Annotated in this window: 22 protein-coding genes and 1 tRNA gene; 7 read left to right on the forward strand and 16 right to left on the reverse strand. The window is 69.7% G+C overall.

The annotated features are described in order from the left end of the window. Window positions 1–19: 19 nt before the first annotated feature. The 7 genes from recQ to rpsT all read right to left on the reverse strand — a co-directional run bounded on the left by recQ (window position 20) and on the right by rpsT (window position 7,809). A complete protein-coding gene (recQ, locus tag MMB17_RS08870) occupies window positions 20–1,882 on the reverse strand; it encodes a DNA helicase RecQ (protein ID WP_241101750.1) in 1,863 nt (620 codons plus the stop codon). Continuing rightward, window positions 1,879–2,073 (reverse strand): hypothetical protein, encoded by a 195-nt coding sequence (locus MMB17_RS08875; RefSeq protein ID WP_241101751.1) that lies wholly within the window; start codon window positions 2,071–2,073, stop codon window positions 1,879–1,881. The genes recQ and MMB17_RS08875 overlap by 4 nt, the downstream gene beginning before the upstream one ends. Before the next feature lie 185 nt (window positions 2,074–2,258). Further along, the gene (locus tag MMB17_RS08880; RefSeq protein ID WP_241101752.1) at window positions 2,259–2,870 is read right to left on the reverse strand and encodes a LysE family translocator; all 612 of its coding nucleotides are present in this window, start codon (window positions 2,868–2,870) and stop codon (window positions 2,259–2,261) included. A gap of 7 nt (window positions 2,871–2,877) precedes the next feature. Beyond that, window positions 2,878–4,035, reverse strand: coding sequence for a DNA replication/repair protein RecF (recF, locus tag MMB17_RS08885; RefSeq protein WP_241101753.1), 1,158 nt, complete (start codon window positions 4,033–4,035; stop codon window positions 2,878–2,880). 40 nt (window positions 4,036–4,075) lie between these two features. Beyond that, the gene (gene dnaN / locus MMB17_RS08890) at window positions 4,076–5,197 is read right to left on the reverse strand and encodes a DNA polymerase III subunit beta (RefSeq protein ID WP_238309214.1); all 1,122 of its coding nucleotides are present in this window, start codon (window positions 5,195–5,197) and stop codon (window positions 4,076–4,078) included. Window positions 5,198–5,439: 242 nt separating this feature from the next. After that, entirely contained in the window at window positions 5,440–6,957 is a 1,518-nt protein-coding gene (gene dnaA, locus MMB17_RS08895; RefSeq protein WP_241102155.1) for a chromosomal replication initiator protein DnaA, read from the reverse strand. 585 nt (window positions 6,958–7,542) lie between these two features. Continuing rightward, on the reverse strand, window positions 7,543–7,809 hold the full coding sequence (gene rpsT / locus MMB17_RS08900) for a 30S ribosomal protein S20 (RefSeq protein WP_238309213.1): 267 nt from the start codon (window positions 7,807–7,809) through the stop codon (window positions 7,543–7,545). Between the two features lie 522 nt (window positions 7,810–8,331). On the opposite strand from rpsT, the gene MMB17_RS08905 reads away from it, so the two are divergent. From MMB17_RS08905 to MMB17_RS08915, 3 genes are all read left to right on the forward strand, one after another. Then, window positions 8,332–8,406 (forward strand) — tRNA-Thr (locus MMB17_RS08905). Between the two features lie 105 nt (window positions 8,407–8,511). Next, window positions 8,512–8,961, forward strand: coding sequence for a GNAT family N-acetyltransferase (locus MMB17_RS08910; RefSeq protein WP_241101754.1), 450 nt, complete (start codon window positions 8,512–8,514; stop codon window positions 8,959–8,961). 201 nt (window positions 8,962–9,162) lie between these two features. Further along, entirely contained in the window at window positions 9,163–9,780 is a 618-nt protein-coding gene (locus MMB17_RS08915) for a TetR/AcrR family transcriptional regulator (protein WP_238309211.1), read from the forward strand. 111 nt (window positions 9,781–9,891) lie between these two features. Here the strand turns inward: MMB17_RS08915 and pyrF are convergent, their stop codons facing one another. The 4 genes from pyrF to MMB17_RS08935 all read right to left on the reverse strand — a co-directional run bounded on the left by pyrF (window position 9,892) and on the right by MMB17_RS08935 (window position 14,724). Next, window positions 9,892–10,596, reverse strand: coding sequence for an orotidine-5'-phosphate decarboxylase (pyrF, locus tag MMB17_RS08920; RefSeq protein ID WP_241101755.1), 705 nt, complete (start codon window positions 10,594–10,596; stop codon window positions 9,892–9,894). A 31-nt stretch (window positions 10,597–10,627) separates the two neighbouring features. Further along, window positions 10,628–11,284 carry a uracil-DNA glycosylase family protein gene (locus tag MMB17_RS08925; protein WP_241101756.1) on the reverse strand — a complete coding sequence of 219 codons (657 nt, stop codon included), beginning with the start codon at window positions 11,282–11,284 and terminating at the stop codon, window positions 10,628–10,630. 684 nt (window positions 11,285–11,968) lie between these two features. Further along, window positions 11,969–14,179, reverse strand: coding sequence for a xanthine dehydrogenase family protein molybdopterin-binding subunit (locus MMB17_RS08930; protein WP_241101757.1), 2,211 nt, complete (start codon window positions 14,177–14,179; stop codon window positions 11,969–11,971). Window positions 14,180–14,268: 89 nt separating this feature from the next. Beyond that, on the reverse strand, window positions 14,269–14,724 hold the full coding sequence (locus tag MMB17_RS08935) for a (2Fe-2S)-binding protein (RefSeq protein WP_238309207.1): 456 nt from the start codon (window positions 14,722–14,724) through the stop codon (window positions 14,269–14,271). A gap of 228 nt (window positions 14,725–14,952) precedes the next feature. Between MMB17_RS08935 and MMB17_RS08940 the strand changes: the two genes are divergently transcribed. After that, window positions 14,953–16,497 (forward strand): sensor histidine kinase, encoded by a 1,545-nt coding sequence (locus tag MMB17_RS08940; protein ID WP_238309206.1) that lies wholly within the window; start codon window positions 14,953–14,955, stop codon window positions 16,495–16,497. 4 nt (window positions 16,498–16,501) lie between these two features. Here MMB17_RS08940 and MMB17_RS08945 read toward each other — a convergent pair whose 3' ends face one another. Together MMB17_RS08945 and cobT are read right to left on the reverse strand one after the other, a co-directional pair. Then, window positions 16,502–17,719, reverse strand: a complete 1,218-nt coding sequence (locus tag MMB17_RS08945; RefSeq protein WP_241101758.1) for a protein-L-isoaspartate O-methyltransferase family protein — start codon at window positions 17,717–17,719, stop codon at window positions 16,502–16,504. 48 nt (window positions 17,720–17,767) lie between these two features. Continuing rightward, complete coding sequence (cobT, locus tag MMB17_RS08950; protein ID WP_241101759.1) at window positions 17,768–18,787, reverse strand: nicotinate-nucleotide--dimethylbenzimidazole phosphoribosyltransferase; 1,020 nt, start codon at window positions 18,785–18,787, stop codon at window positions 17,768–17,770. A 144-nt stretch (window positions 18,788–18,931) separates the two neighbouring features. Here cobT and cobS point away from each other — a divergent pair, with 144 nt between their 5' ends. The 3 genes from cobS to MMB17_RS08965 are packed head-to-tail and all read left to right on the forward strand — an operon-like array spanning window position 18,932 to window position 20,706. After that, window positions 18,932–19,762, forward strand: a complete 831-nt coding sequence (gene cobS / locus MMB17_RS08955; RefSeq protein WP_241102156.1) for an adenosylcobinamide-GDP ribazoletransferase — start codon at window positions 18,932–18,934, stop codon at window positions 19,760–19,762. Between the two features lie 39 nt (window positions 19,763–19,801). Next, window positions 19,802–20,017 carry a DUF1289 domain-containing protein gene (locus tag MMB17_RS08960; protein ID WP_238309624.1) on the forward strand — a complete coding sequence of 72 codons (216 nt, stop codon included), beginning with the start codon at window positions 19,802–19,804 and terminating at the stop codon, window positions 20,015–20,017. Continuing rightward, window positions 20,014–20,706: a retropepsin-like aspartic protease family protein gene (locus MMB17_RS08965; protein ID WP_241101760.1), complete on the forward strand. Its 693-nt coding sequence runs from the start codon at window positions 20,014–20,016 to the stop codon at window positions 20,704–20,706. Before MMB17_RS08960 ends, MMB17_RS08965 begins: the two co-directional genes overlap by 4 nt. A gap of 91 nt (window positions 20,707–20,797) precedes the next feature. Here MMB17_RS08965 and MMB17_RS08970 read toward each other — a convergent pair whose 3' ends face one another. The 3 genes from MMB17_RS08970 to MMB17_RS08980 form a co-directional block, all read right to left on the reverse strand. Next, a complete protein-coding gene (locus tag MMB17_RS08970; protein ID WP_241101761.1) occupies window positions 20,798–23,989 on the reverse strand; it encodes an autotransporter family protein in 3,192 nt (1,063 codons plus the stop codon). A 240-nt stretch (window positions 23,990–24,229) separates the two neighbouring features. Then, window positions 24,230–25,213, reverse strand: coding sequence for a tRNA dihydrouridine(20/20a) synthase DusA (gene dusA / locus MMB17_RS08975; protein ID WP_241102157.1), 984 nt, complete (start codon window positions 25,211–25,213; stop codon window positions 24,230–24,232). Between the two features lie 96 nt (window positions 25,214–25,309). After that, window positions 25,310–25,909 carry an urease accessory protein UreE gene (locus tag MMB17_RS08980; protein WP_241101762.1) on the reverse strand — a complete coding sequence of 200 codons (600 nt, stop codon included), beginning with the start codon at window positions 25,907–25,909 and terminating at the stop codon, window positions 25,310–25,312. Window positions 25,910–26,031 lie beyond the last annotated feature (122 nt).

Here is a 26,031-nt window from a genome sequence, read left to right on the forward strand (position 1 = left end):
CCGCGTCCGATCTTAGCCGTCAGCCCGTGATCGTCCGGCGGCGCTGCCCGTCATCGGCCAGAAATTCCGCGATCGCGGTCACGAAGCGCTCGCCATAGGCCTCGCGTTTGCGCTCGCCGACCCCGTGGACCGAGCGTAGGGCCCAGAGATCGACGGGCTTGGCGCGGGCCATCTCGATCAGCGTCCGGTCGGGGAAGACCATGAAGGCGGCGATGCCTTCCGCCCGGGCGATAGTGGCGCGCAGACCGCGCAGGTGCTGGAACAGGGCCTCGTCCGCCTCGCCGAGCTGAAGGGCGTCGTCCTCGCGGGGGGCGGAACGCCGGCTGCGGGATTCGGCCTTGCGTGGCTCCGGATCGGGGCGCAGCTCGATCCGGTCGCGACCGAATAGGATCGCCTCGCCCTTCTCGGTCATGGACAGGCCGCCATAGCCGTCGGCGTTCTCGGCAACCGCGCCTGCCGCGAAGAGCTGGCGTAGGATCGCGCGCCAAGCCACGACCGGCTTGTCGGCGCCGACGCCGAAGGTCTTGAGGGCGGCGTGGCCGTTGCGACGGATCTGCTCGCTCTCCTTGCCGTGCACGAGGTCGCAGACATAGGCCGCGCCGTAGCGCTGCCCGGTGCGCACGATCGCGGAAAGGAGCTTCTGGGCGGGGACGGTGCCGTCGATCAGGGTCACCCCGCCGCGGCAGAGGTCGCAGCGGCCGCAGGGGGCGCTGGTCTCGCCGAAATAGGCCAGCAGCGACTCGCGGCGGCAGGTCGCGCCCTCGCAGAGCGCGATCATCGCCTCGAGCTTGCGGCGCTCGACCCGGCGCCGCTCGTCCGGGATCTCCTTCTCGTCGATCTGACGGCGCCGCAGGGCCATGTCGTCAAGGCCATAGAGGGTGAGTGTGTCCGCGGGCAGGCCGTCGCGGCCGGCGCGGCCGATCTCCTGGTAATAGCCCTCGACATTGGTCGGCATGTCGGCATGGCAGACGAAGCGCACGTCGGGCTTGTTGATCCCCATGCCGAAGGCGACGGTGGCGGTCATCACCACCCCGTCCTCCTGCAGGAAGGTGTCCTGGTTGCGCATGCGCGTGCCCTGGTCGAGCCCGGCATGGTAGGGGAAGGCCTTGAAGCCATCCGCCTTGAGGCTGTCGGCGAGCTGCTCCACCCGCTTGCGGGACGAGCAATAAATGATGCCGCTCTCCGAGCGCCGGGGGCGCAGGAAACGCTCCAACTGCCGTGTCGGATTGTCCTTGGGCTCGAACGTCAGCCGGATGTTCGGCCGATCGAAGGAATGGACGAAGGTCCGCGGCGGCCGGCCGGCCGGGAAAAGCCGCTCGGAGATGTCGGCCTGCGTCGCCTGGTCGGCGGTGGCGGTGAGGGCCAGCGTCTGCACGTTGCCCAGCGCCTCGCGGACACGGGCGAGCTCGCGGTATTCCGGCCGGAAGTCGTGCCCCCATTGCGAGACGCAATGGGCCTCGTCCACGGCGAGACGGCGCACGCCGGCCCCGCACAGGGCGTCCATGCAGCCTTCCATCAGCAGCCGCTCCGGCGAGACGAAGAGCAGGCGCAACTCGCCGTTCCGGATCTTGCGCCAAGCCTCGCGCGATTCGGACTCGGTCACCGTGGAATTCAGCGTCGCCGCCTCGATGCCGAAGGCGCGCATCTGCTGCACCTGATCGTGCATCAGGGCGATCAGCGGCGAGACCACCACCGTCAATCCAGCATCCACCAGAGCCGGGAGCTGGTAGGTCATCGACTTGCCCGACCCGGTTGGCATCACGGCGAAGACGTGCTCGCCGTCGAGCACCGCCCCGATCACCTCATCCTGGCCGGGCCGGAAATCGTCGTAGCCGAAGGTCTTTCGGAGCGCGGCACGGGCCTCGTCGAGGCGAGCGGTCATGGTGTCTCTGCGAAAATCGGATCGAAGCCGGAGCGGCCGGTTTGCGGGGCGGGCGTGTAGGCGATGCGTTTCGGATGTCTAAGCAGCGAAGCCGCGCATGCCTCTAAAAACGTCCGCAGCGACGAGGTGAACGCCTCGCCGAGAAGCTGGCACCGCGGGCGCGCGGGAGCAAGACCGAGGCGGTGCGTCATGCCCTCGTAAATGAGCCCGCGTGGCGGGAACTGTCGCCGGACGCATGGCCGGGAGCGATCAAGCCGCTCCGGAATCGCATGGCCCGACAAAGCGTTCTTCGGTGAAGCTGGCAATGACGGGATATTCGTCGGTGCCCGCGTCTCGCGCCTCGACGTGAGGGCGGCCCTCCTGTGCCGAGCCGACCTCAGCGGCTGGCCACAGCGAGAGCCGCGCCGCCCATGACGGCCCCGGACCCGCGGTTGACGGCCCGGCGAGCCCTTTGGGAAACGAACAGGCGGCGGGCTCGAGCAGCCGCGACGGCATAGCCGCCGAGGGTCGTGCTGAGCACGATCACGATGACGGCCGCGATCTCGGCCATTCCGCGCGCATCGAGATGTTCGAGATCGACCACGCTCGGCAGCAGCGCCAGGAAGAACAGCACCACCTTCGGGTTGCCGAGGGTCAGTGCGAAGCCGCCGAGAAACAGGCGCAGGCGGCCCTCGCCCTGCAGAGGCTCCGTCGTCACCGGTTCGACCGGAGCGGTCCAGGCGCGCCATGCGAGATAAAGGAGATAGGCCGCGCCAAGATAGCGGAGCCCGATGAACAGGGCTGCGAAGCTCTGTGCGAGCATCGCGAAGCCGGTTGCCGCGATGGAGAACCAGACGAGGTCCCCGACGAGGAAACCCGCGATGAAGGCCGGCACGCCGCGCGGCCCACGCGCCAGGACGCGGGCGACGAGGGCGACCACACCGGGCCCCGGCGTGGCGACGGCGACCACATAGACGGTGGCGAACAGGGCGAGGCTCGACAGGGGCATGGTGGAATCAGGCGTCGGACGGCACCACGTGGCCGTCCACGATCCGTACCACATCGGCGCGCCCGTCGAGCTCCACGAACAGGGCCGGATCCGCCCCCGTCATCCAGACCTGTCCCGGCAACGCTTCCAGGGCGTCGAACAAGCCGGCGCGGCGGCGCGGGTCGAGATGGGCGGCGACCTCGTCGAGGAGGATGAGGGGCGCAAGCCCGCTCATCGCCTGGACGAGGCGGGCATGGGCGAGGACGAGCCCAATCAGCAGGGCCTTCTGCTCGCCCGTCGAGGCGGTCCCGGCGGGCACGTCCTTCGGCCCATGGCGCACGACGAGATCCGTCGTCTGTGGTCCGATGAGGGTACGACCCGCAGCGCGGTCGCGATGGCGCCCCTGCTGCAGGGCGCGGCGGAAGCGGTCCTCCGCCTCCAGAGCCGGCCAGACCGCGACGAGGTCGTCGAGATCGCCTTCGAGCCGAACGCTCGCCCAGGGAAAAGGCTGTGCGTCGTCCCTGTTCTCGGCGATCAGGCGGTCGAGGCGCTCCACGGTCTCCCGGCGGGCAAGGGCGACGGCGATGCCGAGCTCGGCCACCTCGCGCTCGATGGCGTCGAGCCAGCGGGCATCGTCGGGGCGTTCCTCCAGCAGGCGGTTGCGCGAGCGCAGCGCCCGTTCCATCGCGGAGACCCGGGCGCCGTGCCCGGCATCGACGGCAAGCACGAGCCGGTCGAGGAAGCGCCGTCTGTCGCCGGCCGGACCGCGGAACAACCCGTCGAGATCCGGCGTCAGCCAGACCACGCGCAGGAATTCCGAGAAGGCGACGGGTGAGGAGGCCGCGGCACCGTCGATCCGGCACAGCCGCGCCGCCCGGCCGTCATGCCCCGGCGGCTCCAGGCCGGTGCCGAGTCGGTGACCGTCTCCGTCGCCGGACAGGGTCGCGGACACGGCAAAGCCCCCCGGACCACCTTGGCGGGCCATGGTCGCGAAATCTGCCCGCCTCAGGCCGCGGCCCGGGCAGAACAGCGAGATCGCCTCCAGAAGATTGGTCTTGCCCGCTCCGTTCTCGCCCACCAGCGCGACAAAGCGCCGCCCGAGCACGAGATCGAGATCGGCGTGGTTGCGGAAGTCGCGGGCGATCAGGCGGCTGAGGCGCGGCGCCCCGGCCGGCATCGTATCCATGCAAACGATATAGACGCAGGCGTCGTCTTCGAAACCTGCGTCACACCCGCATCGGCATCAGCACGTAGAGGGCAGAGGCGCCTTCTTTGTCCTGGATCAGGGTCGGGGAGCCCGGATCCGCCAGCTTGAACAGGGCGGTGTCGCCCTCGAGCTGGCCGGTGATGTCGAGCAGGTAGCGGGCGTTGAAGCCGATATCGAGAGTGGCCGCATCGTAGTCGACGTCGAGCTCTTCCGTGGCCGAGCCGGAATCCGGATTGTTCACCGAGAGGGCGAGGCGCCCCTCGCCCATGGCGAGCTTCACGGCGCGGCCCCGCTCGGACGAGATCGTCGAGACGCGGTCCACCGCCTTGGCGAACTCGTCGCGCTGGACGGTGAGGTACTTGTCGTTCCCGGAGGGGATGACCCGCTGGTAATCGGGGAAGGTGCCGTCGATCAGCTTCGAGATCAGCGTCACGCCGCCGGCGAAGCGCAGGCGGATCTTGGCCGGCGACAGCTCGACCTCGACGGTCTCGCCGCCATCGTCCACGAGCTTCTGAATTTCGGCCACGGCCTTCCGCGGCACGATGATGCCCGGCATGCCGCCGCTGCCTTCGGGAGCGTCGATCTCGACACGGGCGAGGCGATGCCCGTCGGTGGCGACCGCCCGCAGTTTCAGCCCGGCATCGGCATCGAGCGTGTGCAGGTAGATGCCGTTGAGGTAGTAGCGCGTCTCCTCCGTCGAGATCGCGAACTGCGTCTTGTCGATGAGACGCTTCAGGTCGAGGCCGCCGATGGTGAAGCGGTGGGGCAATTCGCCCGCGGCGAGATCCGGGAAGTCCCCTTCCGGCAGCGCGCCCAGGGCGAAGCGCGAGCGGCCCGAACGGATCGTCATCTGCCCCGTCTCACCGCTCGTCTCCAGGGAGACCTGCGCGCCTTCGGGCAGCTTGCGGACGATGTCGTAGATGACATGCGCCGGCACCGTGGTGGCGCCCGCATCGACCACATCGGCGGGAATCGTCTCGGTCACCTCGATGTCGAGGTCGGTCGCCTTCAGCTCAAGCCCGTCCGGCCCGCCGCGCAGCAGCACGTTGGAGAGAATCGGGATCGTGTTGCGACGCTCGACGACCCGGTGCACGTGGCCGAGCGACCTGAGAAGGGCCGCGCGCTCGACGGTGACTCTCATCTTTCGAAAAACTCTGGCTTCGACCGATCGTCCCGCGACTGTCCGAGATCGGTCGCGGTCCGGCAACTTGGCGAACCGGCACCGGCAACGCAAGAGACAGGGCCGCGATCAACCCCAAGTGATTGGCGGCGCGAGGTCGGGGTGGACCGGATCGCGAGCGACGGTTCGGCTCCGAAAACGACGACGCCGCACCCCCTCGGATGGGGCGCGGCGTCCGGCGATGCGGTCCTTTGGCGTTCGGCTCAGTCCATCAGCATGCGCTTCAAGAGTTCGACCTCGTCGCCGAGCGTCGCGTCCTCGCCGATCTGCTTCTCGATCTTGCGCACGGCATGGAGGACCGTGGTGTGGTCGCGCCCGCCGAAACGGCGGCCGATCTCCGGGAGCGAGCGCAGCGTCAACACCTTGGAGAGGTACATGGCGATCTGACGCGGCTTCACCACGGCGGCGGTGCGCCGCTCCGACAGGATGTCGGAGCGCGAGACGTTGTAGCGGCTCGCGACGAGCTTCTGGATGTCCTCGATCTTGATGCGCTTGGGCTCGCGGTTCTTCACGAGATCGCGGATCGCGTTCTCCGCGGTCTCGACCGTCACGGGAGCGCCGGTGAGCGTCGCATGGGCGAGCAGCCGGTTCACCGCGCCTTCGAGGTCGCGTCCGTTGGCGGTGATGGCCTTGGCGACGTAGCTCGCCACGGCCGGCGAGACCTCGAAGCCGGGATGGGCGAGGCGCACCGCCGTGAGCCGCGCCTGCAGGATGGAGGCGCGCAGCGACTCGTCGAGGCTGCCGATCTCGACGACGAGGCCACCGGCCAGGCGCGAGCGCACCCGCTCGTCCAGGGCCTCGAGCTCGGCCGGCGGCCGGTCGGAGGCGACGATCACCTGCTTGCCCGCATCGACCAGCGCGTTCAGCGTGTGGCCGAACTCCGCCTGGATCGACTTGCCCTGGATGAATTGCACGTCGTCCAGGATCAGCAGGTCGATGGCGCGCAGCCGCTCCTTGAAGGCGAGGGCGTTCTGCGTGCGTAGGGCGTTGACGAAGCCGTACATGAAGCGGTCGGCGGTGAGGTAGATCACCCGGCGCCCGCCCTCGCGGGCCGCGTGGCCGATCGCGTGCAACAGGTGCGTCTTGCCCAGGCCCACGCCGGCATGGACGTAGAGCGGGTTGTAGAGGGTGCCCTCGCCTTCGTGGCTCGCGACCCGCTCGGCCGCGGCATGGGCCAGGGCGTTGGAGCGGCCGACCACGAAGTTCGAGAAGGTGAGGCGGGGGTCGAGCGGAGCTCCGTTCAGGTCACCCGGCACCCCGGTTTCTGCGCGCTGGAGCGGCAGTTCTGCGTCCGGCAGCGGCTCGGCGCCGGTGGAGATGGCTGCCATGGAGGCGGCGCTGGCCTGGATGCGGGCGAGCGGCGCACTCGTCGGGTGAGGCTTGGCCGATGCGGAGGCCGGCCGCGGCGAGGCCGAGGGGCCGCGCACGCCGACTTCGATGCGCTCGACGGCCTCCGTCTCGGCCCGGAAGGTGTTCAGGACGCGGTCGAGATAATGCGACTCGATCCAACTCTTGAGGAACCGGGTTGGCACGGTGAGGCGGGCGGTCCCGCCGCTCACGTCCTCCAGTTCCAGCCGGGCGAACCAGCTCGCGAATACGTCCTCGCCGAGTTCGGCGCGCAGCCGCCGCTTCACCCGGGTCCAGGCGGCCGGGACGTCGCTCCCGTTCTCGCCGTTCCTGCCGCCACCGGCACCGTCCGCCATACTGCCGTCGAGGTGCATCATACGCTCTCCTCGCAGCCGGAACGGGGAGCCGCCGCGGCTGCGTACGCACACACTGAGTAAGAGGTGGACTCGCGGAGATTCGCGAGGCCCCCGAATCGTCATGGGGCTGTCAAGGCCCGCACCGCCGCCGCTTGGCGATGGTGGAGGTCTATCAACAATTCTCTATCGTTCTCCTAACATTGGGAGTTATGGGGACAGTTCGGCCCTGCTTCCTGCGGCGCGGCAAAGCAGCGTTGAGATAAGAATCCGCAGGCGACTTGGGGATCATGCCGGTGCAAGTCGTTGAAACTTGGTATCCAAGCGACTTCGGATACGTTTTGTTAAGCTACACGGCGTGCATGACGCGCTGCAACTGGAACGATTTTGATTATCGTTAACGGGTTCTGAAACCGGTGTCCGTCAGGAGGCTGCAAGGGGCACCCGGGGACAACTCGAAACATCCTGTGAACAACTCGCGCTCGACGGTGCACAAGCGTGCCGGGCGATCCTTGGGGCCGTGCGCGGCGCGCGAGACATGAAAAAAGCCCCGCCGAATGGCAGGGCTGATTCCGAATCGAACGCGATGGGAAGCGGTGCTGGCCCTCAGGCCGCGAGCGCCTTCACCCGAGCGCTGAGGCGCGAGACCTTCCGGGAGGCATTGTTCTTGTGAACGATGCCGTGCTGGGCGGCGCGCATGATCTCCGGCTCGGCGGCGCGCAGCGCCTCAAGAGCCTTGGAGGAATCGCCGGTGGCAATGGCCTCCTCGACCTTGCGGACGAAGGTGCGCATGCGGGAGCGGCGCGAGCGGTTGATCGCCGTGCGCTTGGCGATCTTGCGGGTCATTTTCTTGGCCGACACGGTGTTGGCCATGGGCATCCTCGTTTGGTCGGGCGGCGCCGATGCGCCCCGCTCTCAAAGGGAGCGGCCGATCGGCCGGCGCGTCATGTCTTCAGGCAATGACGAAGCCGCCGATTCGCACTGATGGCGCCCGGCGGCGGATGGGGCTCTATATCGGCGCTCCGGTCCTGCGTCAATCAAGTTGAGCGCGGGCCCGAAAAGCGTCGAGACAGGCCGTTCGCACCAGAGCCTCCGGAGCCACATCGCCGCGCGTCATGCTCCGAAACGGCCCGATCATCAAGGGAGACACTGTTCGCACGGCAGGAGAGGGAAGCTGTGTTCCGCACCGCGACCTCTTTCATGGTCGGGCGACAAACAGGGTGTGCCAACCGGGCGCGGAGGGGGCGGATGCAGGCTTCGCCGGTGCGGCGCCACGGCCACGTCGCGCATGGTCGGGCTCGCCTTCTTGCCTCGGCGGCCGAGAAGGCGTTGCAAAGCCGTCCGGCTTCCGCTAATGCCGCCTCCGTCCGGGGCCGACGCGCTGCCGGCCCTCCTGCTGCGGTAGCTCAGTGGTAGAGCACCTCATTGGTAATGAGGAGGTCGAGAGTTCAATCCTCTCTCGCAGCACCAGTTTTCCCAAACACTTAAATTTCAGGCGCCGAACCTGCGGTATCTCGGCGGCCGAGCCGGGGATGCGCGGCGCTGCCTTGGGTATGCCGATGATCGGAGATGCCGTTGGGAAGCCGCTACGGGCTTGAGATCCGCACGGCAACGGCCGCCGATGCGCCCGGCCTCGCCGAATTGATGCGGGCCGCCGGGCATCCGGTGCCCTCGCATGTGCTGGCCGAGCAGCTCGACGCGATCCGTTACACGCATGGCACGGCCCTGCTCGCGCTGGAATGGGGGCCGCCGAGCGGCATCGTGGTCCTGCACTGGTATCCGGCCCTCGAACAGGCCTCTCTCATCGCTCAGATCACGCAGCTGCTGGTGGGCCCGGAGGAACGTCGCCGCGGCATCGGGCGCCAGCTCCTCAAGGCCGCCGCCCAGGCCGCCCGCTTGGCGGGCTGCGGCAGCTTGCAGCTTCTCGTGCCGCCGCAGGTGCCGGGTCTGGGGGCGTTCTGCGAGGCGACCGGCTTCCTCAAGACCGCAGGCTGCTTCGTGCGCCCCCTTCGGAAGAAAAGCTGACGGGCGGCCGTGCCGCGAGAGTGACGGGCTCTTCCGTCCAGGCTGCTGGTCGGATCGGCTCCGTCCCGCAAAGGTCCCGATCTCGACACTCGGAAGAATGAAAGCGACGATGCGGGGATAGGGCATCGCTTTCCCTTGCCAAACGTTCCTGTGGTAGCGCCTCTTTGACGAGGCCCGAGCCGATCCCTAGGCTTCACCACGATGACGACCGAGACCGACGCCGCACTCGCGGAGGAGAACGCCCCGACCACGCGCTGTCGCATCATCGCGACTGCGGAGCGCTCGTTCCGGGAGATCGGCTACCAGAAGACCACGGTGGCCGACATCGCGAAGACGCTCCGGATGAGCCCGGCGAACGTGTACCGGTTCTTCGACTCGAAGAAGGCGATCAACGAGGCGGTCGTGGAGCGCCTCACCAGCGAGATCGAAGCGCTGATCCTCAGCATCGCGGATGCGCCGGGCCTCAGCGCTGCCGATCGGCTGGCGGACATCATCACGACCCTCCATCGCGATTGCCTGGAGCGTTGCGAGGCGTTCCCCCGCATGCATGAGATGGTCGAGGCGGCGATGACCGAGAGCTGGGACGTCTGCCGTAAGCATGTCGACCGGATCGGCGCGGTCTTCGAGCGCGTCGTAGCCGACGGCGTGCGCCGGGGGGAATTCACCGTCTCGGATCCCGTGACCGCGGCCGCCTGCATCCACGTGGCGATCGTGCGCTACTGCCATCCCGTTCTGGTGAGCCAGACGCCGGACGCACCCGTGCCGCCACTCGAGGCGATGATCGCCTTCCTGCTCGGCGGCCTGCGCCCGGCCGCCTGACTCGGGAGCGAGAACCGGCATCGGCTCGGCGAGACTGTGGGCCGTGATGCTTCGAGGATGACGAGGCGGGCTTGGCCCGTCGTGCCCAGATCTTGAGGATCCCGCAGCCTTCTACGGAGCCGCCGGCTGCATCTCGGCGACGATGGCCTGCGCCACCGCTCTGGGATCAGCGGCGCCGGTGATCGGTCGGCCGACGACGACGTGGTCGATCCCCGCTGCCCGGGCCTGGCCCGGGGTCATCACCCGCTTCTGGTCGCCGTGATCGGCGCCGGCGGGGCGGATGCCGGGGGTGACGATGAGCCGGTCCGGCCCCGCAATGGCGCGCACGCGCTCCGCCTCCGCCGCCGAGCAGACGATGCCGTCGATCCCGGCTTCGGCGGCCTGGGCCGCGCGCCGGGCGACGAGCTCGCCCACGGGCAGGGCATAGCCCGCTTCCGCCGCGTCCGCATCGTCGTAGGAGGTGAGCACGGTCACCGCCAGGATCTTCAGGCCGGCTCCGCGTCCGCGCAGGGCGGCCCGCATGGTCTGCGGATAGGCATGCACGGTGAGGAAGGTCGCGCCGAGGTCGGAGACGGCGCGCACGCCCTCTTCCACCGTGTTGCCGATGTCGTGGAGCTTGAGGTCGAGGAAGACCTTAAGACCGCGCCGGGCGAGATCGGCTGCGAGGGCGAGGCCGCCAGCATACCCCAAGCGGTAGCCGATCTTGTAGAAGGTGGCGGCATCGCCGATCCGGTCGATCAGCGCCTCCGCCTCGGCCACGCTCGGCAGGTCGAGGGCGACGATCAGGCGGTCGCGGGGATCGGCGAAATCGGGCATCGGCAACTCTGCGGCGGGGTAGTCCGCACCATCACGCCGAGGGCGGCTCTGTCAACGCCGCCGGCGGCGCCATCACCCGCGCCACCTCCTCCCGCAGCACCGGCAGAAGCTCCGCCTCGAACCAGGGATGGCGCTTGAGCCAGCCGCTGTTGCGCCAGGAGGGATGGGGCAGAGGCAGCACGCGGGGGCGGCGCGGGGCGTCGAGGATCGCGCGCCAGTCCCGCACCGTCTCGGTCAGACCCCGGCCGCGGCCGAGATGCCAGGCCTGCGCGTATTGTCCGATCACCAGGATCAGCTCGATCCGCGGCAGGCCGGCGAGGAGCGCCTCCCGCCAGCGCGGAGCGCATTCCCGCCGCGGTGGCAGGTCGCCCCCCTGGGCGTCGTGGCCGGGGAAACAGGCGCCCATCGGCACGATGGCGAGCCGGGAAGCGTCGTAGAAGGCCGCCTCGTCGAGGCCGAGCCAATCGCGCAGACGGATCCCGGAGGGGTCCTGAAAGGGCACACCGCTGCGGAAGGCGCGGTTGCCCGGCGCTTGGCTCGCGATGCAGAGTCGGGCGGAGCGGCTGCCCTGCACGATCGGGCGGGGTTCGACCGGCAGGGGCGGGCCGAAGGCGGGGGCGTCCCGGCAGAGCCGGCAGGCGCGCAGATCCGCGGCGACATCCTCGAAGGCGGTGGAAGAGGGGGACATGCTTCCTGAGATGGAGAGGCGTCCCTGTTCCGGCGAGCGGGGCGTTACCGTGTCGCGTCGGCCTTCCGGCTCGGGTCACGCCCTCGGGATTCACGCAGAAGACGTAGGTGTCGGTGGTGCGGTAGCGTCGCTGCCCGCGACGAACTTGTCGAGGGCCGCGGCCTTATCGGCTGCCACCGCGGCGCCCCGGTTCGACAGCCACTTCCCGTCGCCTTCCGCGGCGCCCTCGCCGCAGGCGAAGGTATGGGTGGGCGATAGCGCGGAGATCGCCAGCAGGGGCGCGAAGCCTGATTTGCGCATCATCGCGTGCCCCCAGGGATCAGGATGGATTGCGAGTCGTCGCGATGAGACGCGCCGAGAATTGATTCCGAAAGATTCCTGTCGATCACGCCTTCGTTCATGATCTTGGGGGATATTCCGAGGCGAGCGCGAAGTCTTGGCGCTGAGGCGGCGCTTCGCGCAGGCCGATGGAGGGGCCTTTCCTCCTCGCAGATCCTGGGCTCGCCCGGACTCTGCATCGTGCCCTTCCAGATCAGGCAGGCACGATGCGGGTCGGAAGCAGTGTGCTGGATCGAGCAGGGGCCTTCTGCAGCACCCCGACCCCTTCCCACACGGGGACGCTTCAAACGTCTCTCAGGGCCCGACCGAGATCTCGGAAGTCGCTCCGCGCGATCGGATTGGCGCTCAGGCCCCCTTCAGCCCGGCCGTGTCGAGGGGCAGGGAGCGCAGGCGCTGGCCGGTTGCCGCGAAGATGGCGTTCGAGATGGCCGGGGCCAACACCGGGACGCCGGGCTCGCCGATGCCGGTCGGGTCGGTGGTGGAGGGGGTAATGTGCACCTCCACCTTCGGCATCTCGCTGATCCGGGTCGGCTGGTAGCTGTCGAAGTTCGTCTCCTGCACCATGCCGTCCTTCAGGGTGATCCTGTTGCGCAGCACGGAGGACAGGGCGAAGCCGACCGCTCCCTCCACCTGGGCGCGGATCACGTCCGGGTTCACGGGGATGCCGACATCGACCGCGGCGACGATGCGGTTCACCCTCACGCCGGAGGCGCCCACCGTCACGTCCGCCACCATAGCGACGTACGAGCCGAAGGATACGTGGGCGGCGATGCCGTAGGCGCGGCCCTTCTCCGCCGGCTTGTCGGCCCAGCGGGCCTTCTCGGCGGCGAGTTTCAGAACCCCCGAGAGCCGCGGCGCGCGGTTCAGGAGCGACAGGCGATAGGCGAGGGGATCGGCCCCGGCGGCGTGGGCCAGCTCGTCGATGAACACCTCCATCGCATGGGCGGTGTGGGTGTGGCCGACCGAGCGCCACCACAGGACGGGCACGCCTTCGCGGGCATTGTGCACTTCGAAGCGGTAGGCGGGGATCTGGTAGGGCGTGTCCGAGGCGCCCTCGACGGTGGTGGAATCGATGCCGTTCTTAATCAGCATCGCCTCGAAGGGCGAGCCGATCATGATCGACTTGCCGACCATGACGTGCTGCCAGCCGAGGATGGCACCTTTGGCATCGAGGCCGGCCCTGACCTTGTGGTAGACGGTCGGGCGGTAGAAGCCGCCGGTCATGTCGTCCTCGCGGGTCCAGACCAGATGGACCGGCGCCTTGCCGTCCCAGGCCTTCACGATCTGGGCGGCTTCCGCGAAGTAATCCGCACCCGGCGTCGCTCGGCGGCCGAAGGAGCCGCCGGCCCATTGGGTATGCAGCCGCACCTTCTCCGGCGTGACGCCGAGGGTGGCGGCTACCACCGCCTGCTCGATGGTCTGGAGCTGGCAGCCGGCATAGACGTCGAAGGAGCCGTCGGCGGCCCGCTCGATCGTGGCGTTCAGGGGCTCCATCGCCGCATGGGCGAGATAGGGAAAGCTGAACTCAGCTTCCAGCACCTTGGCGGCCTCGGCGGTCGCCTTGTCGGGCTCGCCGCTCGCCGAGGCGACGAGGCCGGGCTTCTCGGCCAGGGTGCGGTATTCCGCAAGGATCGTATCGGAGGAGCGCGTTTCGGCGGCGGAGTCGTCCCAGATCACCGACAGGGCCTCGCGGCCCTTCATGGCGCTCCAGGTGTCCCTGGCGATCACGGCGACGCCGGTCGGGATCGTCACCACCGCGAGGACGCCGGGTACGGCGTGGGCGGCCTTGTCGTCGACGCGTTTCGGCACCCCGCCGAAGCGCGGGCTGTGGGCGACGAGGGCGGTTACCTGGCCCGGGCGGCGGATGTCGAGGGAGTAGATCGCGCTGCCGTTGGTCTTGGCCACGGAATCGAGGCGGGGCACCCGTGTGCCGATCAGCGTCCAGGCGCCCGGCTCCTTGAGCTTCGGCTCCTGCGGCACCGGCAGGCTCGCCGCCGTCTCCGCAAGTTCGCCGAAGCGGGCCGCCCGGTTCGAGGCGGCATGGCGTACCACGCCCTTCTCGACCGTGACCTCGGCTACCGGCACCTTCCAGCGATAGGCGGCGGCGGTCACCAGCATCTCGCGGCCCGCGGCGCCCGCCTTGCGCAACTGGTACCAGGAATTGGCGATGGCGGTGGAGCCGCCGGTGCCCTGCACCGGGCCCATCAGCAGGTTGTTGTAGAGCCGCGCATCGGCGGGGGCGAAGGCGGTGCGCACCTTCGACCAGTCGGCGTCAAGCTCGTCGGCCAGGATGGTGGCGAGCCCGGTCGTGTTGCCCTGGCCCATGTCGAGATGCTTGATCATCACCGTGACGGTATCGTCGGGGGCGATGCGCAGGAAGGCGTTGGGCTGGGCCCCGACCTTCGACAAATCGGGGCCCCCAGCCGCGCGGGCCGGATTGCGCAGGTCGAGGCGGAAGCCGATCAGGATCGCGCCCGCGGCGACCGCGCCGCCGCTGAGGAACGCGCGGCGGGAAGGGGCGGGGCGCTGGGCGTCGGGCCGGGCGGTTTTCAGCATAGGGACCTCCGGTGCGGCAGGGAGCCTGAGGAATCTGCGGCCCCGCCGAAGCGGTGGGGCGGCGAGGGGCCTTTCGGCCTCGGAGGGGCTCAGCCCAGGGTCCGGGAAGCCTCGTGGATGGCGGCGCGGATGCGCTGGTAGGTGCCGCATCGGCAGACGTTGCCGTCCATGGCACCGTCGATATCGGCATCCGAGGGCTTCGGATTGTCGGTGAGCAGGCCGATGGCCGACATGATCTGGCCGGACTGGCAGTAGCCGCACTGGACCACGTCGAGCCCACGCCAGGCGGTCTGGACGGCCTCGGCGACCTTGCCGGACACGCCCTCGATGGTCGTGACCTTGGCCTCGCCGACATCGCCGATGCGGGTTTGGCAGGCGCGCACCGGCTGCCCGTCGAGATGCACGGTGCAGGCGCCGCACTGGGCGATGCCGCAGCCATACTTGGTGCCCGTCATGTCGAGGCGGTCGCGCAGCACCCAGAGCAGGGGCATCTCGGGATCGGCCTCGACCTGATGCGACGTCCCGTTGACGGTGATCGTGAACATGCCAGTCTCCGATCGCAAGGCCCCAGGCGCTGGGGTTAGTCCCGGTCTCGCCCCGGCCGATGTGCGCCGGCGCACATGAGGCCGCGGCGGCTTCAAGCCGCTTTCTGCCGGTACGGTGAAAACTCTCCCGGTCTCGGCAGCCGGTTCTTAACATATCGCGCGCAATCTGGGTGCTCCGATCCGGGGCAGGCCCCCCGCCGCTCCGCCCCCCAGCGTTCCCACACCGGCATGCCCGATCTGACGGCGGAGATGGTTCAGCGCGGACGTGGGCCGTCCTCGCAGGAGGTGGCTCGCCGCCGCGGTATCGCGCGCGAGATGCGCTCGGCGCGCGAACGTCTGACCTCGAAGAGCGGGCTGGAGCGCGCCTTCGACCACGAATTGATGCGGCTCTACGCCGAGTACCGCGCCGGGTCCTGCATCCCGCTCGTGTTGCTGGCCCTTGCGCTGGCCGTGGCCGCGACCCTGCGCGTGTCGCCGGCCACTGTCGGCATCGGGTGCTGCGGCGTGATTCTCGTCGTCCTCATGATGACGCGTCTCTGCCGCCGCTTCCTGCGCGGGGGGCACGACGTCGCCGCGCTCCGGCGCTGGCGCAATGTGTTCATCCTCGGGGAGTTCGTGCAGAGCGGCGCCTGGGCGGGGATGATCCTGCTCACCGCGATGGAGGCGCGCACTTTCGCCCTGTTCGGTCTCACCATCGTCGCGGCGGTCGCGACCATGGTCGCGGCCACCGTTCCCATCGCGGCGCTCGGCGGGGTGTTGCCGCTGACGCTGGCCGCGCTGTCTCTGCTCCTGGTCTCGCAGGATGCGAACATGATCCTGCTCGTCGTGATGACGGTGGGGTCGCAGGCTTTCTTCACCGTGCTCTCGCGCCGGCTCTACGCCTCCGCGGTCGGGACTGTGCAGTCGCGGGCGGAGAAGGACGCCATTTTCGCCGAGCTGGAGCAGGCCAAGGCCAATTCCGACGAGGCCCGGCGCCGGGCGGAGGAGGCCAACCTCGCCAAGTCCCGCTTCCTCGCCACCATGAGCCACGAGCTGCGCACGCCGCTCAACGCCATCCTTGGATTCTCCGAGGTGATGAAGAACGAGGTCTTCGGGCCCCACACCGCTCCGGCCTATCTCGAATATTCCAACGACATCCACGACAGCGGGATGCATCTTCTGAACCTGATCAACGAGATCCTCGACCTCTCGCGGATCGAGGCGGGGCGCTACGAGCTGAACGAGGAGGCGGTGCAGCTCGCCCACACGGTCGAGGAGTGCAGGCACATGATGGCCCTGCGGGCGCGGGGGAAGAACCAGTCCATCCAGTGCCTGATCGACGACTCGCTGCCCCGCCTCTGGGCGGACGAGAGGGCGCTGCGCCAGATCGTGCTCAATATCCTGACAAACGCCGTGAAGTTCACGCCTCAGGGCGGCGAGATCGTGCTCAAGGTTGGCTGGACCGCCTCGGGCGGACAATATGTGAGCGTGAAGGATTCCGGGCCGGGCATCCCCGAGGAGGAGCTCGGCATCGTGATGTCGTCCTTCGGCCGCGGGGCGCTCGCCATCAAGACCGCCGAGCAGGGCTCGGGTCTGGGGCTGCCCATCGTGAAGGGCTTGGTCGATCTCCATGGCGGCGGCTTCCAGCTCGTCTCGAAGCCGCGCCACGGCACGGAGGTCATCGTCACCTTCCCGGCGACCCGCGTGATGGACGCGCTGCCCGCGGTCGATCTCAGTGCGCCGGTCGCCGAGGAGCCCCCGCGTCGGCGCCGGCGACGTCCCTGGGCGGCCTGAGGGCTCAGGGCAGCGCGCCCGCCAGGATCGACCAGGCGCCGAGATCCGGTGGCAGGCGCCAGACCAGGGCGCTCGCGCCGCGAGGCTCCACATGCAGGCCCGGCGCCTCCGCAGGCGCCCCGGCGGCCGGGACGACCTCCAGCGCGAAGCTCTCCGGTCCAGGCATGCCGAGGGAGGCCCAGCGCCGATAGGCCTCGATCAGAATCCGTGCCGCTTCCTGCGTGCCGTAGACCTCGAGCCGGTCGCCGCGGAGCAGGGCGAGGGAGCCGCCCGATGGCGCGCACAGGGCGATCGTGGGCGGGAGTTTTCCGCCCGTCGCGAGGGCGAGGGTCCCCGGCTCCGCGATCCGCAGGAACAGGCCGAAGGCGGCCGCCACTGGCCAGAACGCCGCGAGCGGGAAGGGCCATGAGGCCGTGGGCTCCGAAGGCAGGCCGTACATCCGAAGCGCTTCCTCCAGGCGTGGCAAAGACCGACCGGCCGGCTGGCCCGGCCCGACCAGGGGCACGAAGAAGCCCGGGATCCGTTTCTCGGCGACGAGGCGTGCATCCTCCCGGTGGAGGAGCGCGACCTGGCAGACATCCCCGCCGCCGCGCATCAGGATCGGCACCAGCAGGCGACCGCCCTCGACGACGTTCGCGAAGAGCGCTGCTGTCAGGTCCCAGGTCGCGGCGGTGACGATCACCCGGTCGAAGGGGCCGCCCGCGACCGCCGCCGTCCCGTCGCCGGTCACGATGGTCGCTTGGTTGAGGCCGAGCCCGGCAAGGTCCTGCCGGCTGCGCGCGGCGAGCTCGGGGATGATCTCGACGCCGACGACGCGGCCCTCCGGGCCGGCGAGCCGCGCCATCACCCCGACGAGCCAGCCCGAGCCCGAGCCGACCTCGAGGACCCGCTGCCCCGGTTCGATCCCAAGCAGGCGCAGTAGCCAGAGGATGTAGCTGGGCTGGGAATTGCTCGACGGCAGGGCGGCCCCGTCCGCGCCGACCGGGCGCATTACGGCATCGCTGTAGATGTCATCAAGGCACGCTTCCGGTGCCGCCTCGAAATCCTGAATGTCCCCGTCGTCACTCAGGCGGAAACGGTGGACGAAACGGTGCCGGGGTGTGGCCCGTACGGCCTCGGCCAGGGAGGGCGGCAGGCCCTCCGCCGCCCCGTAGCGGCGGAAGCTCCCGTCCAGCATCCGGAGGAAGCGGGTTTCGTGCGCGGCCGTCTCGGGTACCCTCATGGCTGGGCCTGATCCGGGCCCTCAGGATGGTCCGCCCGCGAAGCGGTGTCAAAGCTTGCCGGAGACGCCCGCCTGCTCGAAGGTCGCCATGTCGCGGTGGCAGGCGAGGGCGCCCTTCAGGACGCCCATGGCCAAGGCCGCGCCCGAGGCTTCGCCCAGGCGCATGCCGAAGGCGAGCAGCGGGGGCAGGCCGAGGCGCTCCAGCACCTCCGCATGGGCGCCCTCCGCCGAGACATGGCCCGCGATGCAATGGTCGAGGGCGCGCGGGTCGAGGGCGTGCAGGATCGCCGCCGCCGCGGTGGCGACGTAACCGTCGATGACTACGGGCACCTTCTGTAGCCGGGCGGCGAGGATCGCGCCGGCCATGGCGGCGATCTCGCGGCCGCCGAGGCGGGCGAGCACCGCCAGCGGGTCGTCCAGATGCCCTTCGTGGGTCTTCAGCGCCAGGGCCACGGCCTCCGCCTTGCGGGTCAGGCCAGCCTCGTCCACGCCGGTGCCACGCCCCACCCAGTGCGCCGGCGCGCCGCCATAGAGGGCGGTGTAGATCGCCGCGGCGATGGTGGTGTTGCCGATGCCCATCTCGCCCACCCCGAGGCAATCTGTGCCGGCGGCGACCGCCTCCATGCCGAAGGCCATGGTGGCCACGCAGGCCTTTTCGTCGAGCGCCGGCCCCTCGCAGATGTCCCCGGTCGGCATGTCGATGGCGAGGTCGAACACCCGGAAGCCGAGGCCATAGGTCGCGCAGAGCTGGTTGATCGCCGCCCCGCCGGCCGCGAAGTTGTCGAGCATCTGACGGTTCACTGCCGCCGGAAAGGCCGAGACACCCCGCGCCACCACCCCGTGGCTGCCGGCAAAGACGCAGACGAGAGGCCGGTCGAGAGTCGGGCTACCTTTGCCCTGCCAGGCGGCGAGCCATTCGACCAAGTTCTCCAGGCGGCCGAGCGCCCCCGGCGGCTTGGTCAGCACGCTGTCCCGGGCGCGGACCGCTGCGACGGCATCCGCATCGGCATCCGGCATCTGCGCGATCAGGGCGCGGATATCCGCGAAGGGAGAGGTGGAGTCCGACATCGCGGAATTGTCCGTGCAGAGAGCCAAGAAACCGTGGCCGAAGGGCTGCGGCCGGGGAAAGAGCGGAGCTATAACGGCGTGGCCGACCGTGGTGAAGGCGAGCGGGCAGCGCCGAGGGATCCGGGGCTCTTCGTGAGGCTGGCGATGAACGACAATGGCGGGCAGGATCTCGGACCCGCCTTTCCCGGCGCGGGCGTGTTCTACGATCTCGCGGCCTGCATGCGGTTCTACTCGCGCCTGCCGATTCCGGCTCTGCCCTACGAGCCTGATCCCTACGCCACGCCCGATTTCCGCACGGTTCCGCGGATGCTGCCCCTCGCCGGCGTGATTCTCGCTCTGCCGGCGGCCCTCGTCATGGTGGGGGCCTGGGAGATCCGCCTCGGCCCCTTCGTCGCCGCCACCCTGGCGCTCGCGGTCTCGGCCCTCGTCACCGGCGCCCTGCACGAGGACGGGCTCGCCGACGTCGCCGACGGCTTCGGCGGCGGCCGCACCCGGGAGCGGCGCCTGGAGATCATGCGCGACAGCCGCATCGGCGCCTATGGCGGCACTGCCCTGTTCCTGGTGCTCGCCCTGCGAGCCGGCGCGCTCGCGACCCTGCTCGATCGGGCGGGGCTCCACGCCGCCCTGGTGCTGCTGCTCGCCGCCGCCATCTCCCGCGCGGCGGCCCTCGCCCCGATGGTGCTGCTCGCCCCGGCCCGGCCGGGCGGGGCCGGCGCCTCGGTGGGGCGCCCCACGGGCACGACGGTGGGGATCGCGGCCGGGCTCTGCCTGCTGCTCGCCCTGATCGGTCTCGCCCTCGGCCTGCCGCTGCTCGGGCTGGTGCTGACCCTGCTGCTCGCGCCCGCCCTGTCGCTCGCTCTCTGCGCCCTCGCGCGCGACCGCATCGGCGGCCAGACCGGCGACGTCATCGGGGCCTGCCAGCAGGTGGCAGAGGTCGGCGCTTTACTGGTCATGCTCGCTGCCATTCCCGTCTGAGCCCTGGACCCCGCGCCGTTGTCGTCCCACCTCACGCCCATGTTCGTCTCCGCCGCGCCGAAGCCGTCGAGCCCCTGCACCAAGGTCTGCATCCTCGATGCCGTGACGGGCCTGTGCGAGGGCTGTGGGCGCACCCGCGGGGAGATCGGCGCCTGGGGCTCCCTCTCCGAGCCGCAACGCCGGGCCATCATGGCCGAGCTGCCCGAGCGCCTGCGCCGGGCCTATCCGGATCGGGAGGTCGCACCCCGACGATGATGTGGTTCCTCCTCGGCCTTCTCGGCCTTGCCCTCGTCGTCCTCGTGGCGACGGATGCCAGCAATGGCTTCGGCGGCCTCAGCTCGGACCAGATCGCCGGCCTCGCCTCCGGGGGGGCGCTCTTGATCCTGTTCGGGACCGGCTTCCTGCGCCGTTTTCGCGAGGGGGCCGGGCGGACGTTGGGGCAGCTCGCGATCTGGGTCGTGCTCTTCCTCGTGGTGATCGGCGCCTATGCCTATCGTGAGCAGGCGCAGGAGGTCGGCGCCAACCTGATGGGCGTGCTTCGCCCGGGTACGGCGGTGGTCGGGCCGGGCGGCGAGGTGACGATCACCCGCCGCTCCGACGGCGGCTTCTCCGTGCTCGCCGACGTGAACGGCCAGGGTGAGCGCCGCTTCGCTTTCGACACCGGAGCGAGCAGCGTCGTGCTCACTGCGGACACAGCCGCCGCGCTCGGGATCAGGCCGGAGGCCGCGGATTTCCATATTCGCGTCGCGACCGCCAATGGCACGACGCTCGCCGCCCCGACCCAGCTCGAATCGATCACGATTGGCCCGATCACCGAACGCCGCGTCGATGCCATGGTGAGCCGGCCGGGCACATTGTCCGAGAACCTGCTCGGCCAGAGCTTCCTCACCCGCCTACCCTCCTACGAGGTGCGCGGCGACCGACTGATCTTGCGCAGCCGCTGAAGCCTCCGCCCGAACCGAAAAGGCGCCGCCGTTGCCGGCGACGCCCTTTCGTATCTGCCGCGTCATGGTCGCGCCGGAAGGCTTGCTGGCCTCACCAGCGCAGGGTGAAGTTGCCCTTCACCGCGTGGTCCTGGGCCCGCTCGCCGACCTGGCCGGTATAGGCGATGCCGATCGTGGCATTGGCCGAGACGCGCAGGTCGAGGCCGGCATTGGCCACCAGGGCATCCCGGTCGATCGGGATGCCGGCCGTCACGAAGCTCGGGCCGGTGCCGAAGGCCAGGAGCGCGGTCGGCACCACGTCGCCGAAGGCGCGGCGATAGCCGGCCATGGCATAGGCCGAGACCGGCGCGCCGAGCCCAAGGTCGAACACCGTCTGCGCCCGCACGCCCGCGGTAAAGGTGCCGACATCGGTGTCGCGGCCGAAGCCGCGCAGGGCCGCTAGGCCGCCCGTCTCCGCGAAGCGGTCGTGGTGGATGCTGACATAGGCGCCGCCGATGAAGGGCTCGATGTAGGAGAGCGGCGCGGCGGGCGCGACCACCGGGTCCTTGCTGACGAGGGCGGAAGGGGCGCCGGAGCCCAGGGCAAAGCGGTAGCCGAGCTCGCCGAAGCCCTGCACCGTGGAGCCGCCGTAGCGCGCCGTCTCGACCTCGGACAGGCCGGGGAAGGTGACGGTGCGGCGCGTGCGCAGGGAATTGTCAGCATAGACCGCGCCGAGCCGGAGGGCGACCGGGCCGAGCTCGGTGCCGCCATAGACCGCGCCGAAGCCGCTCCCGATCTCGCCCGTCTGCTGGCGGCCGCTGGTGTCGAGATTGGTGAAGGCGTAGCCGCCGGCCACGCCCAGACGGAAGCCGTTCTCAAGCCGCAGGTCGGCGCCGAGCACGAAGCCGCTGGTCTGGCGGGTGAACCCGGCGGCGTTGCCATCGCTGCGGACGTCGCCGAAGCTGCCGAAGCCCTGGCCCCACAGCCCGAATACCCGCGGGTCGATCACCCGGGCGGGCACCACCGCCACCGGCGCCGTGCGGCCTGGCAGGTCTGCGGTGTAGGTCGCCGGCAGGTTGCCGAAATCAGCGGTCTCGGCATAGCCCGGGCTGCCGCCCCGGCGCAGCCGGTCGAGGATGGCCTCGCGGACGAAGAAGGCGGTGCCGAACTCGGCCGAGGCGGCGCTCGCATGCACGTCGCCCGACAGGGCCTGGAAGGCGTCCTGCGCCTCCGCCGTGGTGAGACCGACCGTGCGGTCATAGACACCCGCCCCGGGGCCGGCGCTCTGCACTGCATCGGCCGCGGCGGCCTGGTTGCGGTTCTGCGCGATGGCGGCGAAGGCGATGTCGTTGCGGGTCAGCGTCAGATCGACCTCGTTGGCCTGGTAGCGCAGGCTCGGGGTGAGGAAGGCGAAGTTCGCGCTGACGTTGGAGAACTGGCCGCTCACGCCGCCCTGGGCGGTCAGGATGGTGTAGGCCGTGCGCGGGGCGTAGAGGCCGCCCTGGGCCTGCACGTCCACTGTGCCGCCGAGGCTGGCGCTACCGCCGACGGCGAGGCGCGAAGCCTGGCCGGCGGCATTGGCCTGGACCTGGTAGGTCGCTCCCGAGAGGAAGGCGGCATTCCCGGCCACCGTCAGTGTGCCAAGACCGTTGCCGGGGGCGACCGTCGAACCGCTCAGGGCCGTAAGGCTGCCGAGGCTGCCCGTGCCGCCGAGGACGGCGCCAGCGGTCAGGACGGTGCGGCCGGTGATGGTGCCGTCCGCGAAGAGCGTGCCGCCATTGCCGACGATGACGTCGGTGGTCAGCCGGTCGAGTGGGTCCATCCGCAGGCTGCCGGTGACGTTCCCGAAATAGCCGGCGGCCGAATAGAGGTCGATGCGGCTCCAGTAGCTGAGGGGCGTGCCGTAGAAGGCGGCGAGCGCATTGGTCTCGGTGTTCACCAGGATTTGGTTGATCGTGCCGGATTGCAGCGAACCGTAGAGGCCGCCCGTGGGCGCGATCGTCTTGGCCGCAGCGGTGCTGCCGCCGTAGAGCGGGGCGAGCAGGATCGAGGCGTCGGGGCCATTGGCCGGTGCCGCCTCGCGCGGGGCGGCGGCGAAGCTCAGTGTCGGCAGCCCGTAGGTCAGGCGCTGCTGGTAGAGGGCCTGGTTCGCGGCGGAGGCGGTATAGGGATTGCCCGCGTTGTTGGCTGCGCTCGAGGCGCAATTGGCGACGGTGTCGCCGCATTGCGCGGAGAGATAGGCTTGGATCTGGCCCGAGGCCTGGGTGAACAGGCTCGGCAGGTTGATCGCCGTGCCGGTGGTGGCCGCGTTGTTGACGTAGAGCGGATTGGTGAAGGCCTGAGCGAGGTCGTAGCTCGCGAGCGCCCGGCCGCCGATGATGTCGAGCGGGTAATGCACGCCGAGGATAATGCGGCTCGCTCCGTAATCGGCGGCACGGGCCATCATGCTCTGGTATTGCTGCGGCACCAGCATCGCGATCAGGATGCTGTCGGTGAAGGCGTAGGTGGTGTGCCCGCTCGGGAAGGAGGGGTTGGTCGCCAGCCCGCCGAGGGCGGTCGGGTCGAATTTGTTCAGGCGATCCGGCACGACCTGCACGGGGCGAGAATCGCCGTAGACGTTCTGGCCCGGCTGCGTGTTGGTCACGCCATAGGCGAGATCGTAGACACTGTTGCTCGTGTTCGGCAGGCCGTTGAAGCTCGGCAGGGTATGACCGGCCGGGGCGACAGCGGGGATGGGGACGTAGCCCGCGGGCGTCACGGCCGGATTGTTCGGCGCGCCGTTGGCGAAGAAGTTCTTGGCGACGCCGAGATCGGTGCCGGTGAAGGAAGAGGCGCGGGCGAGCAGGTCCACGGTGGCGCCGAGGGGGCCGCTCGTGCCGTTGGCGGTGCCGCGCTGGAAGATCGGACCGAGTCGGGCGCCGAGGCCGCCCACCGCCTGAATCGGCGTGATGCCGTTGATCGGGGTCTGGGCGGGCAGGCCGCCGGCGAGGTTGGCGCCCGGGCCGTAGATGCCGAGGCCGACCGAGGAGAGATTGTTGCTCGCGTTGCCGGGCAGATTCTTATCGCTGATCGCCTGGGCCTGCCGGTCTGAGGACGCCCCGTTGTTCAGGGCGACCGTCTGGTCGAGATTGGTCTGGAGCGTGGCCTGGCCCGTTGCCGTCGCGTTGAGGCCCAGGAAGGGCGAGAGCAGGTTGAGGACGTTGACGTTGGCGGGCGTGGTGTTGGCCGTCTGGGCCTGAGCCGCGCCTGCCCCGATCGTGGCGGCCAGGATGGCCGCGACCGAGACGCCGTGATCGAACCGCATGATGAAGGTCCCCCGGGGAGCGAGTCAGCTGGTGGTTGCTTCCCGGAGGCGTAGCGGCTGCTACGGTTCAACGCTCAGTCATAATCCGTCACAATATTTGTTTCGGAAGCATGTGTTTCAGCTGCCACAAATATTTGCCGAATAAGATTTTTGACTAATTTGCCGGCGAAAAGAAAGGCATTGGCGAACCTCGTCTCGATGCGCGTTCTCTCGCCGAGCTGGCATCCATTTCGGCGCGTGCTAGCAGGCCGTCTGCCACCCCTCGTCGGTGCCGTAGGCCGAAGCCGTCGCCCGCATGACATGGGCCACGGCCTCCCGCAGCGTGGCGAGCCCGGCCTCGGGCGCCATACCGGCGGTGGCAAGATGGCGGCGATAGGCCCGAGCGCCCGGGCGCCCGTTGAACAGGCCGAGCATGTGCCGGGTGAAGGCGTGCAGCCGCAGTCCCTCTTCGAGGCCGCGGGCGATGGTGGGAGCAAAGGCTTCCACCGCCTCGAAGGCGTTGGCGACCGGCGGCGTCTCTCCGAACATCTCGGAATCCACGTCGAGCAGGATTGCCGGGTCGCTATAGGCCGCCCGGCCGATCATGACGCCGTCGAGGTCGTGCAGGAGCGCCTTGGCCTGCGCGATCGTGGTGACGCCGCCATTGACCGCGATCGGCAGGGCGGGATGGACCGCCTTCAGGCGGGCCGCCCGGCCGTAATCGAGGGGCGGGATGTCCCGGTTCTCCTTCGGCGACAGACCCTTCAGCCAGGCTTTGCGGGCATGCACGATCAGCCCGTCGACGCCCGCTGCGATCACCGCCTGCGCGAGGCTGTCGAGGGCCTTTTCCGGATCCTGGTCGTCGACGCCGATGCGGCACTTCACCGTCACCGGAATCGAGACGGCCGCTTTCATCGCCGACACGCAGTCGCCGACCAGGGCGGGCTCGCGCATCAGGCAGGCGCCGAACCGGCCCTCCTGCACTCGGTCGGAGGGGCAGCCGACATTGAGGTTGACCTCGTCGTAGCCGTAATCGGCGGCGATCCGGGCGGTCGCCGCCAGATCGGCCGGATCCGAGCCGCCGAGCTGCACGGCGACAGGATGCTCGACGGCGTCGAAGCCGAGCAGCCGGTCCCGCGGTCCGTGCAGCACGGCGCCCGTCGTCACCATCTCGGTATAGAGCCGGGCCCGGCGCGATAGGACACGGTGGAACGACCGGCAGCGCCGATCGGTCCAGTCCATCATCGGTGCCACTGTGAAGCGCAGGTCTTCGGCATTGAGGAGAGGCTTGGTCATCGCGAGCGGATAGCTCCTCGCCGTTTCGGCTTCAACGCGAGGGCCTCAATGGTCGTGGTGATGCCCGTGCTTATGGTCGTGGTCATGGTGATCATGGCCGCAGCCGCACTCGGCACCGTGCTTATGCTCATGTCCGTGATCGTGCGCATGGTCGTGAGCCTGGGCATGGCCGTGCCCGTGCCCATGATCGTGATGATGGTGGTCGTGGCCGCACTGGCTATGGTCGTGGGGGGGCTTTTCGGGCTTGAAGGGGCGGGTGACCGGGGCGGCTTCGCAGCCGGCGTTGCGGACCAGGGCGTTGGCGGTGACCGGAACGTAGAGGGCTTCGGAGCCGACCTCGGTGGGGACGTGCTCGCCTCCGAGCTGCCAGGCGAGGCGCAGCAGCCGGGCCGGGTTGCCGGCGCGGACTTCGAGGAGCGGCTCGTCCGCCGCGCGGATGGCGACCAGGCGCCCGTCCTCGAGCTTCAGGGCGTCCCCGTCCTCCAGACCGGCGGCGTTGGAGAGGGCGAGCTCGAAGCCGAGGCCGCCCGCGGCGGTGAGGGCGCCGTGCGTCGCGCGCCGGCCGGCATGGTCGAGCGCGATCGTGTCGACGACCTGCTCGGGCCGGACGGCGGGCTTGCGGACGATCAGGGTGGCTTTGGGCATGGAATCCTCGAGATGGGTGACGGGCCGGCTGCGTTCCGCCGCACACATGGCGGTCTGCGGCAAAAAAGTCATGCCCCCCGACGAAAGAGGCGGAACCTAGACCGTTCCGGCGCCATTCATGT

It is taken from the genome of Methylobacterium organophilum (assembly GCF_022533465.1).
Classification (GTDB): domain Bacteria; phylum Pseudomonadota; class Alphaproteobacteria; order Rhizobiales; family Beijerinckiaceae; genus Methylobacterium; species Methylobacterium organophilum.